This window comes from Frigidibacter sp. ROC022, assembly GCF_024723735.1.
Lineage (GTDB): Bacteria > Pseudomonadota > Alphaproteobacteria > Rhodobacterales > Rhodobacteraceae > SLM-1.
Genome location: NZ_JANQDU010000002.1, coordinates 1 through 14,494 on the forward strand (window position 1 = coordinate 1; position 14,494 = coordinate 14,494).

Consider the following 14,494-nt stretch of genomic DNA (forward strand, 5'->3'; position numbering starts at 1 on the left):
CCCGGTCGGATCGCGCAGCGATCCGAAACCGCTGGCGCGCGCCCGGCCGCTCAGGCCCGCAGCACCGCGCCCGGGTTCATGATACCCAGCGGGTCCAGCGCCGCCTTGATGGCCCGCATGGCCGCCAGCTTGGCCGGGTCGCCATAGCGTTCCAGTTCTCCCACCTTGGCACGGCCGACGCCGTGTTCGGCCGAGAACGAGCCCTCATGCGCCGCGACGAGATCGTTGACCAGCCGCATCAGCGTCTCGCGCCGGTCGGCCCAGGCGGCGCGGGTTCCGCCGGGTTCGGGGAAGATGTTGAAATGCAGGTTGCCGTCGCCGAGATGGCCAAAGCAGTTGATCCGCAGCGGCCCGAGCGCCGCAATCGCGGTGCGCGCCTCGTCGATGAAACCGGCGATCCGGCCCAGCGGCAGCGAGATGTCGTTCGACAGGATCGCCCCGATGCGGCGGTTCGCCTCGCTCATGCTTTCGCGCAGCGCCCAGAAGGCCTGGCTCTGCGCCTGCGACCCGGCGATCATCCCGTCGAGCACCATCCCCGCCTCGTTGCCCGCCATGAACAACGCCTCGATCAGGGCCTGGGGGTCACGGTCGGATTCGGTGCCGACCTCGATCAGCACCGCCCAGTCGGGCGCCTCGGGCCAGGGCTGGCGCAGGTCGGGCAGGGTCTCGGAAATGAAGCCCAGCCCGACCCCGGAAATCAGTTCGAAGGCGCTGACCGATTCGCCGATGATCTCGCGGGCAAGGCTGAGAAGCCGCAGCGCCGCTGCAGGGTCCGGCACCACCAGAAGCGCGGTGCCGTTGCGGACCATCCGCGGCGAGAGCCGCAGCACCGCGGCGGTGATGATGCCCAGCGTGCCCTCGGCGCCGATCAGGAGGTTGCGCAGGTCATAGCCGGTATTGTCCTTGCGCAGCCGTTTCAGCCCGTGCCAGATCGTCCCGTCGGGCATCACCGCCTCGAGCCCGAGGCAGAGCTCGCGGGCATTCCCGTAGCGCAGCATCTGCACGCCGCCGGCATTGGTCGAGAGATTTCCGCCGACCCGGCACGATCCTTCCGAGGCCAGCGACAGCGGGTAGAGCCGGCCGGCCGCCTCGGCCGCCTCCTGCGCCTCGGCCAGGGTCACCCCGGCCTCGCAGACCATCAGGTTCTCGTCCGGATGCACCGCCCGGACCCGCCGCATCCGCTCCAGCGACAGCACCAGCGGCGCCGGGCCGCCGGTCATGATCTGGCCCCCGACCAGGCCGGTGCCGCCCGACCAGGGCACGATCCCGACCCGCGCCTGCGCCGCCAGCCCGACGATCACCGAGACCTCGCCGACCGTCGCCGGCAGCGCCACCGCGCCGGCATGACCGCGCCAGATGCCGCGCGGCTCTTCCAGATAGGCGGGCCCGGCCTCGCGGATCGTGCCTTCGGGCAGCACATCGGTCAGGCGTTCGACGAAATGGGTATCACAGGGATTGAGCATGGTGCCTCCGTGAACGGATTCTGCACGGCGGTGGCGGAGGGGCAAGACCGATCAGCGCGAAAGAGCCCCGGCCATCTCCGCCAGCTTCCGGCAGGTCCGCAGATTGCGCGCCGTCATCACGGCCTTGAAATGACGGGGCAGTTTCGCGGCGAAGGCGGACCGGCCGATGCCATCGGGCGCGCGCAGATAGAGCACCCGGTCGGTGCAATGCCACTGCTCTCCCGGCGCCAGCAGGGCGTCCAGCGCGGCACGATCGGGCCGGGCGGAATTGTCGTGGAAATACAGATGCATCGGCCGGGGGTCCGACTCGGCCTCGGGGAAGGGGTTTGCGGCCAGCACGGCGGAAAACTCGGCACCGGACAGCAGGAAGGCCGCGGGGCGGAACCCGTGCCCGGCCTCGATGGCGTCCCGGATCGCGGCGGGCAGCGCGGCGCCGGGCCGCTCATGCAGGAAGACCGCGTTGCCGCTCTGGATATGGGTCGCGACCCGGTCGGCGCCGAGCCGCGCAAGCAGGGCCCGCAGATCGGCCATCGGCAGCTTGCCGGCGCCGCCGACATTGATGCCGCGCAGCAGGAGAACGCAGGCCGTCACTCCAGATAGTCCGGGCGCAGCACCACGATCGTCGGGCGTGCAGGCAGGCTGCGCAGCGAAAGGGTGATTTCGCTGGCATCGCTCCGCTCGACCGCGAATCCGTCCGACATGCCGACCAGGAAGGCATCCAGCGCCGCGCCGGAGAACCAGTGCATCGGGATCACGACCGAAGAGCGCAGCCGTTCCACCACCCGCATCATCGTCGGCAGGTCCAGCGTCCGGCCGCCATCGACCGGCACCATCAGCACGTCGATCCGCCCGAGCGCGGCATATTGCGCCGCATCGGGTTCGTGATGCAGGTGGCCCAGATGGCCGATGCAGAGGCCCGCGACCTCGAAGACGAAGATCGAATTGCCCTTCGGCTCGACCCCCGACGCGCCCAGCCGGATGTCGGTGGAGACATTGCGCACCAGCATCTCGCCAAGGTCGAGATGGTGCTCGATCCCCTGCCCGAACGGGCCCCAGCCGGGCAGGACATGCGGAATCCGCGGATCGGGCGCGCTGGTCCAGTGGCTGGAATGGGCGTGATTCATGGTGACGACATCGGGGACCAGATCGACCGGACCGAGAAAGCCGGTGAAGTCGGTTGCCGCCGCCAACCCGCCCGGGGTCTGGATCAGGAACATCGAGTGGTCGATATAGCGGATCCGGACCGTGTCCCTGGCCACCGGATCGCGCCAGTCGGCGCGCCAGAGCCGCTCGGGCCCGGCATCCGCGACGGCGATGCAATGGCTGGGAATGCGGGACTGGGCGCTGGCCGGGAGCGCCACGAGGGCAAGGAAGACGGCGGCGAGGATTCGGTGCATGGGGGCCTCCGGGTCACGGCAAGCCTAGCAGCGGTCGCGGCGGATCCGGGGTTCACAGATTGGTGAGCTGGCGGTCCGGCCCGGCGCGGCGCCGAAAATCCGGGCGCTCAGCCGACGTCCGAGCGGCCGCGGCGATCACCGCGCAGATTGGCGTAGAGCACATGGTTGCGCCAGCGGCCGTTGATCTGCAGATAGCTTTGCGCCACGCCTTCGTATTTGAAGCCGCATTTCTCCAGCACCCCGCGGGAAGCGGTGTTTTCGGGCAGGCAGGCGGCCTCGAGACGGCTGAGGTCGAGCGTGGTGAAGGCGTGGTGGACCATGGCCTGCAGGGCCTCTCGCATCAGGCCCTGGCGGGCATATGCCTGGCCGATCCAGTAGCCCAGCGTGCCCGATTGCGCCGGGCCGCGGCGGATGTTGTCGAGCGTGATGGCGCCGACCAGAACCTCGCCTTCGCGGCGGAACAGGAACAGCGGCAGGGCCGAACCCGAAGCCACCGAGCGTTGCGCCCAGTAGACCCGGTTGGTGAAGCCGCGCCGGGTCAGGTGATCGGCGGCCCAGGTCGGTTCCCATTTCTTCAGGAACTCGGCCCCGTCCCGGCGCAGCCCGGCCCAGGCACGGAAGTCACTGTGCTGCGGCGGACGCATGATCATCCGCTCGGTCTCGATCCTCACCTTGCGGCGCGGCAAAAACATCAGGCGGCGAGCCTTTCCCTCAGTCGCGCCAGTGACGGCGCCTTGCCGACCGGGCCGTAGAGCGCCAGGGCCGGGGTTGTTCCGATCAGCGCCTGGGCAAAGTCGCGCACGCCCTGCGCCGAGACATCGTCGATCCGCCGGATGGTTTCCTCCAGCGGCGGCACCCGATCCCAGATGCCGACCAGCCGCGCCAGCCGCTCGGCCCGGGCCGAGGGGCTTTCCAGTCCCATCAGCAGCCCGGCCTTCATCTGGGCGCGGGCACGGGCCACTTCGGCCTCGCTGATGTCGCTGGCGGCGCGTTTCAGCTCGTCCAGCGTCAGCGCGGTCAGGTCGGCGATATCCTCGCCGCTGGTGCCGGCATAGATCGTCATCAGCCCGGTCTCGGCATGGGCTCCGGTCGAAGCATAGATCGAATAGCAGAGCCCGCGCCGTTCGCGAACCTCCTGGAACAGCCGCGAGGACATGCCGCCGCCGAGTGCGGTCGAGAAGATCTGGCTGGTGTAGACCAGCGGATCGCGGAATCCCGGAGTCTCGAAGGCCAGCGCCATATGCGCCTGTTCCAGCTTCTTCTTCACCCGCCGCTCGCCGCCGCCGAAGCGGCCGGCCTCGCCGCCTTCGCCGCCCCCGGCCGGCAGATGGCCGAAGAGGTCTTCGCAGAGCTTCACGATGGCGTCGTGATCCACCGCGCCCGCCGCCGAGACGATCAGCCGCTCGGGCCGGTAATGCTCGTTGACGAAGGCGCGCAGGTCGTCGCGATTGAAGCCCGCGACCCGCTCGGCCGGGCCGAGAATGGCGCGGCCCAGCGGCTGGTCGGGATAGGCGACCTCTTGCAGCCAGTCGAAGATGATGTCGTCGGGCGTGTCGAGAACCTGGCCGATTTCCTGCAGGATCACCCCGCGTTCGATCTCGAGCTCGGCGGCATCGAAGGCCGGATTCAGGACGATGTCGGCGATCACGTCCAGCGCCATCGGCACGTCGGATTCGAGCACCCTGGCATAGAAGGCCGTGGTTTCGCGGCTGGTATAGGCGTTGATGTAGCCGCCGACGTCCTCGATCTCTTCGGCGATCTGCAGGGCGCTGCGCCGCGCGGTGCCCTTGAAGGCCATGTGTTCCAGGAAATGCGCGATGCCGTTCTGGTCGGCGCGTTCGTGCCGCGCCCCGGCGCTGACCCAGACCCCGACAGAGGCCGAGCGCAGGCTCGGCATGTTCTCGGTCACGATCCGCAACCCGTTCGGCAAACGATGCAACTCGACAGTCACTTGGACCGGTTCTCCCGAATCAGGTGCTGAAGGCTGGCCAGGTCGTTCGGCACCGCGGTGACGCGTTCAGGCAGATCGAAGAGATCGGCCATCCGCGGCGGCAGTGCCGGGCGCTGGCCGGTGGCAGCCTCGACGGCCACCGGGAATTTCGCCGGATGCGCTGTGCCCAGGGTGACCATCGGCGCCCGTCCCATATGCTCTTCCGCCACCTTCACCGCCACGGCGGTATGCGGGCAGATCAGCTGTCCGGTGGTTTCGAAGACCCGGCGGATCGTCGCGCGGGTCTCGGCCTCGGAAGCCCGGCCGGAACCGAAATTCTCGCGCAGCCGGTCCAGCGCCCCCTGGCTGAGCGCAAAGCCGCCGTCGCCCAGTTCCTCCATCAGCGCCTCCACCGCATTGCCCTCGCGGTCGTAGGCATCGAAGAGCACCCGCTCGAAATTCGAGGATATCTGGATATCCATCGACGGCGAGATCGAGGGCTCGACCCCCTCGGGGCGATGCTCGCCGGTCACCAGGGTCCGGTGCAGGATGTCGTTCTGGTTGGTGGCGATCACCAGCCGCTCGACCGGCAGACCCATGCCGCGGGCGATATAGCCGGCGAAGATGTCGCCGAAATTCCCGGTGGGCACACAGAACCGCACCGCCCTCTCGGGCGCCCCCAGGGCCACAGCGGAGGTGAAGTAATAGACGACCTGGGCCAGCACCCGGGCCCAGTTGATCGAATTCACCCCGGCCAGCGCCACCTCGTCGCGGAAGGCATGGTCGTTGAACATGTCCTTGAGCCGGGCCTGGCAGGCGTCGAAATCGCCGTCCATCGCCAGCGCGTGGACATTCTCCTCGGCCGGGGTGGTCATCTGGCGGCGCTGCACCTCGGACACCCGGTCGCCATCGGGGAACAGGATGAACACATCGACGTTTTCCAGGCCCTTGAACGCCTCGATGGCGGCGCTGCCGGTGTCGCCGCTGGTGGCACCGACGATGGTGATCCGCTGCCCGGTCCTGGCCAGCGCGGTCTGGAACAGCTGCCCGATCAGCTGCATGGCGAAGTCCTTGAAGGCCAGCGTCGGGCCGTGGAACAGCTCCAGCAGGAAATGGGACGGCGCCAGCTGAACCAGCGGCGCCCGGGCGACATGGCCGAAGCCCTGATAGGCACGCTCGATGCAGTCGCGCAGCTCGTCCTCGGTGAAGGTGCCCTCGACAAAGGGCCAGACGATCCGGAAGGCGGCCTCCTCGTAGGGCAGCCCCTCCAGCGCGGCGATCTCGTCGGCGCTCATCTGCGGCACTTCGGCCGGGACATAGAGCCCGCCGTCGCGGGCCAGTCCGGTCAGCATCGCCTGCTCGAAGGTCAGCACGGGCGCGCGGCCCCGGGTCGAGATATATTCCATGCCTGCCGTTCGTCCTATGCGGTCCGGCGAGAGATACGCCAGAGCAGCAGCCCTGTCATCCCCGCCCAGACCCCTGCCAAAAGAAACCAGGTGATGGCGTATTGCAGATGGTCGTTGGGAATCCCCTCGGTCGAGACCGGCAGCGGCGTGATCCCGTCGCCGGTATCCTCGCGCGCGACGACCAGCAGCGGCTCGGTGCCGAGCGCCCGGGCCATCTCGTCGAGATCGCGGGCAAACCAGATGTTCTTTTCCGGGTCGTTCGGCGGTGTCGAGCTGGTGCGGTCGTCGGGCCAGATCAGGTTGCCGACGATCCGGGTGACGGCGCCGGCATGCGGATCGTTCTGCCGACCGTCGAGCACATAGCCGCGGTCGAGCAGGACCGTGCGGCCGTCGGTGACGAAGGGCACGATGATCCGCCAGACCGGCCCGACATTCTGGATGCTGTCGAGCAGGTGCAGCTCTCCGGGGCCGATATGACCGGTGGCGGTGACCGCAAGATACCTGTCGCCCTCGGGGTCGGGATCGGCAGGGATCGGGACCGGCGCGGCGGCGATCCGGGCCTCGATATTGGCCAGGATGCCCCGCTTCCAGTCCAGTCTCTGCAACTGCCAGACGGCCAGCGATATCAGGATGCCGATCCCGATGACGCCAAAGGCCAGCGCGCCGAGATAGCGTCTCATGCGAAAGGCGCGGGACTGGCCCCGCGCCCTCCGGTCTTCTGCATGCCGCGCAAGATCGTCGTCCGTCTCAGCCGCCCCAGACGTAGACTGCGGCGAAGAGGAACAGCCAGACCACATCGACGAAGTGCCAGTACCAGGCGGCGGCTTCGAAGCCGACATGCGCCGTGGGCGTGAAATCGCCCCGCAGCGCCCGGATCAGGCAGACGGCCAGGAAGATCGTCCCGATGATGACGTGGAAGCCGTGGAACCCGGTCGCCATGAAGAAGGTGGCACCGTAGATGTTGCCCGAGAAGCCGAAGGCGGCGTGGCTGTATTCATAGGCCTGGAAGACCGTGAACAGCGCGCCCAGAACGATCGAGATGATCAGGCCGTTGACCAGATCCTTGCGGTTGTTCTCGTGCACCAGCGCGTGGTGCGCCCAGGTGCAGGCAGCGCCCGAGCAGAGCAGGATCAGCGTGTTGATCAGCGGCAGGTGCCAGGGGTCGAAGGTCTCGATCCCGGCCGGCGGCCAGACGCCATCGACCGCGGGGCTGTCGGGGCCCATCGGATACATGGCGTGCTTGAAGAAGGTCCAGAACCAGGCCGAGAAGAACATGACCTCGGACATGATGAAGAGGATCACGCCGTAGCGAAGGCCGATGCGGACCACCGGGGTGTGATCGCCGCCATTGCCCTCGGCCACCACATCCGCCCACCACGCATACATCGTGTAGAGCACCGCGGCGAACCCGATCAGCAGCAGCCACGGACCGTAGTTGTGGAAATAGAGCACCGCGCCGAACAGCATCGCGAACGCCGATACGGCGCCGACAAACGGCCAGATCGAGGGTTGCAGAATGTGATAGTCGTGATTCTTCTCGTGCGCCATGGTCTTCCCTCGCCCCCTGGATCCGGTGCGTCTCAGTTAGTTGTTCTCTGCCCGATCGGCGGATCGATGGCAAGCTGGGTCAGCTGCTCTTCGGTCAGCTCGGTCTGGTAGAAGGTGTAGGACAAAGTGATCTCGTGCACGTATTTCGCATCGGGATCGTTCTTGATGTCCGGATCGACATAGAAGGTCACCGGCATCTGCACCCTTTCATGGGGGCGCAGGATCTGTTCGGTGAAGCAGAAGCAGTCGATCTTGGTGAAATAGCCGCCGGAACTGTCGGGCGCGACGTTGAACGAGGCGCTGCCGCCGATCGGATGGTCGGTCGGGTTGTAGGCCTCGAAGAACGCCATGCCGGTCTCGCCGATATGCAGGGTCATCTTCTTGACCACCGGTTTGAATTCCCAGGGCATCCCGGGATCGGTGTTGGCGTCGAAGCGAATCAGGATGGTCTCGTCCAGCACCTTGTCGGCGGGGCCGACGGCGGTGGAGGTGGTTCCGGCAAACCCGGTCACCCGGCAGAACCAAGAATAGAACGGCACCGCGGCCCAGGCCAGCGCGCCCATGGTCAGGACCACGGAGACAAGCGCGAAGACCACGCGGGTATTGGGATCCTTCGGCAGTTTCATGGCTTGTCCTCGGAAGTTGTGACAGCGGGTGCGGCGGCGCCGGGGGTCTGGGTCGCGCCGAGATTGGTGACCTTCACCATGGTCAGCGCAAAGACCAGGGCGACGAAACCGCCCAGAACCAGCCCGAGGCCGTAGTTGCGGCCGCGGCGGCGGCGGTGGAGTTCGTGTTCCTGGGTGATCGGCATCGCGTCAGCCCCCCCAGCCGGGAACGCCCGGCGTCGCCTGCAGCAGCAGTGCACCGAAATGCAGGAACAGATACCAGAGCGAATAGCGGAAGAAGGCCTTCTCGGCCTTGTAGGCGTCGGCCTCGGCCAGCGCCTCGTCACGGCGGACCAGACGCAGCGCGCCCAGCACGAAGCCGGCATTCAGGACCAGCGACAGCGCCAGATAGAACGGCCCGCCGATCTGGGTCAGTCCGAGGCCCAGGGCCACCGGAACCAGGGCGACGGCATAGGCCAGGATGTGGCGCCTTGTGGTTCTGCGACCATGCGTCGCAGTCAGCATCGGCACCCCGGCGGCGTCGTAATCGGCCTTCATGAACAGCGCCAGCGACCAGAAGTGCGGCGGCGTCCACATGAAGATCAGCGCCACCATCATCACCGGGGCCAGCGTCACGCTGCCGGTGACCGCCGCCCAGCCGATCATCGGCGGCAGCGCCCCCGACAGCCCGCCGATGACGATGTTCTGCGGGGTCCGGCGCTTCAGCCAGATCGTGTAGACCACGGCATAGAAGAAGATGGTGAAGGCCAGCAGCCCGGCGGCCAGGAAATTGGTGGCCAGCGCCAGGATCGTCACCGCAAAACCCGACAGGCCGAGGCCGAGCGCCAGTGCCTCGTCGGCGCGGACCCGGCCCGAGGGCACCGGACGCGAGCGGGTACGCCGCATCACCGCGTCGATATCGGCGTCATACCACATGTTCAGGGCGCCCGAGGCCCCGGCCCCGACCGCGATGCAGAGCACCGCGACAAAGCCGACCACCGGGTTGACGCCGCCCGGCGCCACCAGCAGACCCACCAGCGCGGTGAAGACAACCAGGGACATGACCCGGGGCTTGAGCAGCGCGACATAGTCGCGAAAGCCCGCGTCGCCCTCTGCAATGGTGGTCACATCGGTCATTGTCTATCCAAAACAGGTCTGTCCGGGAATGCCGGTTTGTCGTGGCCGGCCCCGGGGGCCGGCACCGACCGGATCAGTTCGAGGCAAGCCGGACCGGCTGGTCGCCGGCATCCAGCGAAGCGAACTCTTGCTTGGCACCGGCCAGCCAGTCGGCATAGGCCTCTTCCGAGACCACTTTCACGGTGATCGGCATATAGGCATGGTCCTTGCCGCAAAGCTCGGAGCACTGGCCGAAGAAGACGCCTTCGCGTTCGGGCTTGAACCACAGATGCGCGATCCGGCCCGGCACCCCGTCCTGCTTGACGCCGAAGGCGGGCAGCGCCCAGGAATGGATCACGTCGGCGGCGGTGACCTGCATCACGATGACCTTGCCGACCGGCACCACGACCGGATTGTCGGTGGCCAGAAGAAACTCGTCCTCGGTATAGCCGGCGGCGACCAGCTTGGCCTTCATCGCGTCGGTCAGCACATAGGGCTTGACGTCCGGCTCGGCGGCGTCGTCGATCGTGGCCGGCTGGCCGATCATGTAGCTGTCGAAGGCAAAGCCCTCATCGACATAATCGTAGTTCCAGAACCACTGGTTGCCGGTCACCTTGATGGTGATGTCGCCGACCGGAATCTCCTGCTGCTTGAACAGGATCGGCAGCGAGAAGGCGCCGATGACCACGAGAATCATGATCGGCAGCAGGGTCCAGGCCAGTTCGACCGGCGTGTTGTGCGTGAAGCGTGCCGGTGTCGGATTGGCGCGCCGGTTGTAGCGCAGGATCACGATGGCCAGCAGCACGACCACCAGGGCCACGATGCCGCCGATGATCCAGTTGATCATGCCGTCGAGCCAATGGATGTCCGAGGCCAGTTCCGTGGCGGCAGGCTGGAAATACATCCCGCCATCCGTCGGTTTGCCAATCGTCTCCAGCGCCCCGAGCGCATCCTGGGCCAGGCCGAGTCCTGCCCACATAACCATGGTACCGGCTACCGAAATGCCCGAGAGGAGCTTCAATCCACGCATGTCACGTTCCTGTTCGCTGATTGCCGACGAGTCGCCCGCCAAGACGGGCCCGGCCGGAATCCCATTGTGTCTGCGCGGTGTGAAACCATATTAGTGAGGTTCTAACAAGACCAAGCCGCAACGCCAACGGTGCGTTATGCCGCATCTGCGACTCTCGGAGCCGCCAAAACGCCGCCAAACCTGCCCCGGAAGGCCCATCGCCCCATGTCTCATACCGCCTCCAATCCCGCCCCGTTCCGCCCTTTCGAGGGCCAGATCGACCGTTCGGCCGCCGAATCTCTGCTCAAGCGCACCCTGGATGGGGCCGATGACGGGGAACTCTTTCTGGAGCGGCGCCGGTTCGAGGCCCTGGGCTGGGACGACGGCCGGCTGAAGACCGCCAGCTATGACGCGGCCGAAGGCTTCGGCCTGCGCGCGGTCAAGGGCGAGACCTCGGGCTATGCCCATTCGACCGAGATCACCGAAGCGGCGATGGCGCGCGCCGCCGAGACCGCGCGGCTGGCGGTCGGCGACGGCGGCGGCACGCTCGCCCTGGGCCCGAAACCGACCAACCGGCGGCTCTATACCGACCGCGACCCGCTGACCGATGCCGAATTCGGGGTCCGGATCGAGACCCTGGCCGAGATCGACGCCTATGCCCGGGCCCGCGATCCGCGGGTGGTGCAGGTCTCGGCCTCGCTGGTCGCCTCGATGCAGGAGGTGGAAATCCTGCGTCCCGACGGGCTGCTGGTCCGCGATGCGCGGCCGATGACCCGGCTGAACGTCTCGGTCATCGTGGAAGACGGCGGCCGGCGCGAAAGCGGCAGCCACGGTGCCGGGGGGCGGACCTCGCTTCTGGGGCTGATCGAGCCGGCGCATTGGCAGGCGGCGGTGGACGAGGCGCTGCGGATCGCGGTGGTCAACCTGGGGGCCGAATCGGCTCCGGCGGGGATCATGGACGTGGCCCTGGGCGCCGGCTGGCCCGGAATCCTGCTGCACGAGGCGGTGGGCCACGGGCTGGAAGGCGATTTCAACCGCAAGAAGACCAGCGCCTTTGCCGGGCTGATGGGCCAGCAGGTCGCCGCGAAAGGCGTCACGGTGCTGGACGACGGCACGATTCCCGACCGGCGCGGCAGCATCAGCGTCGATGACGAGGGCACGCCCAGCGGCCGGAACGTGCTGATCGAGGACGGCGTGCTGGTCGGCTACATGCAGGACCGGCAGAACGCCCGGCTGATGGGGGTGGAGCCCACCGGCAACGGGCGCCGCGAGAGCTATGCCCATACGCCGATGCCGCGGATGACCAACACCTACATGCTGGCGGGAGATGCCGATCCCGACGCGATCGTCGCCGATCTGAAGGACGGCATCTATGCGGTCGGCTTCGGCGGCGGCCAGGTCGACATCACCAACGGCAAGTTCGTCTTCTCCTGCACCGAGGCCTATCGGGTGAAGAACGGCAAGGTCGGCGCGCCTGTCAAGGGCGCGACCCTGATCGGCGACGGTCCCACGGCGCTGAAGCAGATCCGGGCGATCGGCAACGACATGAAGCTCGATCCCGGGATCGGCAATTGCGGCAAGGGCGGTCAGTGGGTGCCGGTCGGGGTCGGGCAGCCGACCCTGCTGATCGGCGGGCTGACGGTGGGCGGCTCGTCGGCTTGAGCGGCCAGCCGACACCGCGGCGGGCGGTCGAGGCGGATTACGACCCGCTGGCCGATCTGTTCCACCAGCGCTGGCACGATGCGCATGGCGCCTATTCGCCACCCTGGATGATCGCCCTGCGCAGCCGCGCCGACCTGCTGCGCCGCCTGCGCGGATTCGGCGACGACATGCGGGTGATCGGCCCCGAGGGCGCGCCGCAGGGATTCTGCGCGATCAAGGGCAGCCATATCGACCAGATCTATGTCAGCCGCGCGCTGGAGGGCCGCGGCGCGGCGGCGGTGCTGATGCGCGACGGGCTGGAGAGGATCGCGGCGGCCGGCCATGCCGAGGCGCTGCTCGAATGCAATCCCGGCAATGCCCGCGCCGCGGCCTTCTACCGCAAGACCGGCTGGACCCTGCGCGGCACCGAGACGGTGCTGCTGGACGGCCCCGAGGGACCGTTTCCCTTCGATTGCCTGATCTTCACCCGGCCCCTGCCGGCGCCGGGCAAGTGACGCCGGGCGCCGCGCTTGCACGGGGCGGGCAGGCTGCTAGGTCTGGCGCTGGAGGAGGCCGAGGATGACCCGAGACCCTGCGATTCAGCCCGCCCGCGCCGGAGCGGCCGCATGAGCCTGCTCCGCACCCCGGCCGGGCGCGCCAGCGGCCCGATGGATCATCTGATCGCGGCGGCGGGCTGCCTTGCCGTCATGGCGGTGCTCGGCGCGGTGCTGACGATGGCGGCCAGCCTGGCGGAGCCGAGACTGGGAGCCGGCCCTCCGGTGGCGCAGCTCTGGAGCCTGGGCGCGGCGCTGATGGCGGTGCCGCTGTCGGCCCTGCCGATGCTGCTGCCGGGCATCCTGTCGCTTCTGCTGGCGCGGCGGGCCGGGGCCGGAGGCTGGGCGGTCGCCGGGCTGATCGGGCTGACGCTGGCGGCGCTGCGGATGCAGCTTGCCGGGCAACCGGCGACGGCTGCGACCCTGGGCATCGGGGCGGCCATGGGGCTGGTCTACTGGGAACTCCTGCGCCAGCGCTGCAACGGACGGCTGACCGCAGCCTCTTAAACGACCTGTTAACCATTCAGGGAACATGATCGCCGGGCAAGAGTGCGGACCCCGGAATGGCTGAAGATCAATTCTCTCCCCCCCACCCCATCCACCCACCCCACGGGGAAGAAGAGCGGCTGCACTGGCTCTGCCTCTTGCGCTCGCGCCGGGTCGGGCCGACGACATTCTACCGCCTGATGGCCGAACATGGCAGCGCCGCGGCGGCGCTGGAGGCATTGCCGGAAGTCGCCCGTGCCGCCGGGGTCGAGGACTATCGGGTCTGCCCGCTCGATGTCGTCCGGGCCGAGCGGCGGGCCGGGCGGCTGGCCGGGGCCAGGCTGATCGCCTTTGGTGAAGATGCCTATCCCGCCGCCCTGGCGGAGCTGGACGACCCGCCACCGCTGCTCTGGGCCCTGGGCGACCTGTCGCTGCTGGCCCGTCCCGCCGTGGCGCTGGTCGGCGCCCGCAATGCCTCGAGTCTCGGCACCCGGATGGCGCGGACGCTGGCCGACGGGCTGGGCCGGGCGGGGCATATCGTCGTCTCGGGCCTGGCCCGCGGGATCGACACCGCGGCACATCTGGGATCGCTGGCGACCGGAACCCTGGCGGTGATGGCCGGCGGGGTCGATGTCGTCTATCCGCCGGAAAACGCCGTGCTGGCGCAGGAGATCGGCGACCGCGGGCTGCGGCTGTCGGATCAGCCGATGGGCACGGTGCCGCAGGCCCGCCATTTCCCGCGCCGCAACCGGATCGTCGCCGGGCTGGCACGGGCGGTGGTGGTGGTCGAGGCCGCAGCAAGATCGGGCTCGCTGATCACCGCCCGGGCGGCACTGGACGCGGGGCGCGAGGTGATGGCGGTGCCGGGCCATCCGATGGATGCCCGCTGCTCGGGCTGCAACATGCTGATCCGCGACGGCGCCCTGCTGGTGCGCAATGCCGAGGATGTGATCGAGGCGCTGGCGGCGCCGCCCGCCCGCAACGAAGCGGCGGCGGCACCGCCGCCCCGGCCCGCCGACAGCATCCCCACCCCGCCACAGCGCCGCGACCTGGCCCGGACCTCGGCCCTGCACCGGCAGATCCTCGAACGTCTGTCACCCAGCCCGCTGGCCGAAGACCAGCTGATCCGCGACCTGGGCCTGGCGGCCAGCGACATCGGGGCCGAACTGCTGAACCTGGAACTGGAAGGCCGGATCGAACGCCAGGCCGGCGGGCTGCTGACCCGGATCAACTGAGACCCTGCCGCGACGCCACGCGCCCTGACCGTAGGCGCCGGCGCGCGCACCCATCCCCGCCTTGCGACGCCCGGCGCCGGGCCCGAAACGCTGCGACCCGACGT

Annotated in this window: 16 protein-coding genes; 4 read left to right on the plus strand and 12 right to left on the minus strand. The window is 68.5% G+C overall.

Annotated features, from left to right (window positions below):
• Positions 1-50 precede the first annotated feature (50 nt).
• From NUW50_RS06650 to coxB, 12 genes are all read right to left on the minus strand, one after another.
• Complete coding sequence (locus NUW50_RS06650; RefSeq protein ID WP_258288319.1) at positions 51-1,463, minus strand: FAD-binding oxidoreductase; 1,413 nt, start codon at positions 1,461-1,463, stop codon at positions 51-53.
• Positions 1,464-1,514: 51 nt separating this feature from the next.
• Positions 1,515-2,054 carry a DUF1697 domain-containing protein gene (locus tag NUW50_RS06655; protein ID WP_258288320.1) on the minus strand — a complete coding sequence of 180 codons (540 nt, stop codon included), beginning with the start codon at positions 2,052-2,054 and terminating at the stop codon, positions 1,515-1,517.
• Positions 2,051-2,860, minus strand: coding sequence for an MBL fold metallo-hydrolase (locus NUW50_RS06660; RefSeq protein ID WP_258288321.1), 810 nt, complete (start codon positions 2,858-2,860; stop codon positions 2,051-2,053). Before NUW50_RS06660 ends, NUW50_RS06655 begins: the two co-directional genes overlap by 4 nt.
• 107 nt (positions 2,861-2,967) lie before the next feature.
• Complete coding sequence (locus NUW50_RS06665) at positions 2,968-3,552, minus strand: GNAT family N-acetyltransferase (RefSeq protein WP_258288322.1); 585 nt, start codon at positions 3,550-3,552, stop codon at positions 2,968-2,970.
• Positions 3,552-4,811, minus strand: a complete 1,260-nt coding sequence (locus NUW50_RS06670; protein ID WP_258288323.1) for a M16 family metallopeptidase — start codon at positions 4,809-4,811, stop codon at positions 3,552-3,554. Before NUW50_RS06670 ends, NUW50_RS06665 begins: the two co-directional genes overlap by 1 nt.
• Positions 4,808-6,196 (minus strand): threonine synthase, encoded by a 1,389-nt coding sequence (gene thrC, locus NUW50_RS06675; protein WP_258288324.1) that lies wholly within the window; start codon positions 6,194-6,196, stop codon positions 4,808-4,810. The genes NUW50_RS06670 and thrC overlap by 4 nt, the downstream gene beginning before the upstream one ends.
• A gap of 14 nt (positions 6,197-6,210) precedes the next feature.
• Positions 6,211-6,876, minus strand: a complete 666-nt coding sequence (locus NUW50_RS06680) for an SURF1 family protein (RefSeq protein ID WP_258288325.1) — start codon at positions 6,874-6,876, stop codon at positions 6,211-6,213.
• A gap of 67 nt (positions 6,877-6,943) precedes the next feature.
• Positions 6,944-7,744, minus strand: coding sequence for a cytochrome c oxidase subunit 3 (locus tag NUW50_RS06685; protein WP_258288326.1), 801 nt, complete (start codon positions 7,742-7,744; stop codon positions 6,944-6,946).
• Between the two features lie 32 nt (positions 7,745-7,776).
• Entirely contained in the window at positions 7,777-8,370 is a 594-nt protein-coding gene (locus NUW50_RS06690) for a cytochrome c oxidase assembly protein (RefSeq protein WP_258288327.1), read from the minus strand.
• Positions 8,367-8,555 carry a cytochrome C oxidase assembly protein gene (locus NUW50_RS06695; protein WP_258288328.1) on the minus strand — a complete coding sequence of 63 codons (189 nt, stop codon included), beginning with the start codon at positions 8,553-8,555 and terminating at the stop codon, positions 8,367-8,369. The genes NUW50_RS06690 and NUW50_RS06695 overlap by 4 nt, the downstream gene beginning before the upstream one ends.
• Before the next feature lie 4 nt (positions 8,556-8,559).
• Entirely contained in the window at positions 8,560-9,486 is a 927-nt protein-coding gene (cyoE, locus tag NUW50_RS06700) for a heme o synthase (RefSeq protein ID WP_258288329.1), read from the minus strand.
• A gap of 73 nt (positions 9,487-9,559) precedes the next feature.
• Positions 9,560-10,450, minus strand: coding sequence for a cytochrome c oxidase subunit II (coxB, locus tag NUW50_RS06705; RefSeq protein WP_258288330.1), 891 nt, complete (start codon positions 10,448-10,450; stop codon positions 9,560-9,562).
• 249 nt (positions 10,451-10,699) lie between these two features.
• On the opposite strand from coxB, the gene tldD reads away from it, so the two are divergent.
• From tldD to dprA, 4 genes are all read left to right on the plus strand, one after another.
• Positions 10,700-12,136 carry a metalloprotease TldD gene (gene tldD / locus NUW50_RS06710; RefSeq protein ID WP_258288331.1) on the plus strand — a complete coding sequence of 479 codons (1,437 nt, stop codon included), beginning with the start codon at positions 10,700-10,702 and terminating at the stop codon, positions 12,134-12,136.
• On the plus strand, positions 12,133-12,630 hold the full coding sequence (locus tag NUW50_RS06715) for a GNAT family N-acetyltransferase (RefSeq protein ID WP_258288332.1): 498 nt from the start codon (positions 12,133-12,135) through the stop codon (positions 12,628-12,630). The genes tldD and NUW50_RS06715 overlap by 4 nt, the downstream gene beginning before the upstream one ends.
• Before the next feature lie 111 nt (positions 12,631-12,741).
• Positions 12,742-13,176: a hypothetical protein gene (locus NUW50_RS06720; protein WP_258288333.1), complete on the plus strand. Its 435-nt coding sequence runs from the start codon at positions 12,742-12,744 to the stop codon at positions 13,174-13,176.
• Between the two features lie 56 nt (positions 13,177-13,232).
• Positions 13,233-14,390: a DNA-processing protein DprA gene (dprA, locus tag NUW50_RS06725; protein ID WP_258288334.1), complete on the plus strand. Its 1,158-nt coding sequence runs from the start codon at positions 13,233-13,235 to the stop codon at positions 14,388-14,390.
• Positions 14,391-14,494 lie beyond the last annotated feature (104 nt).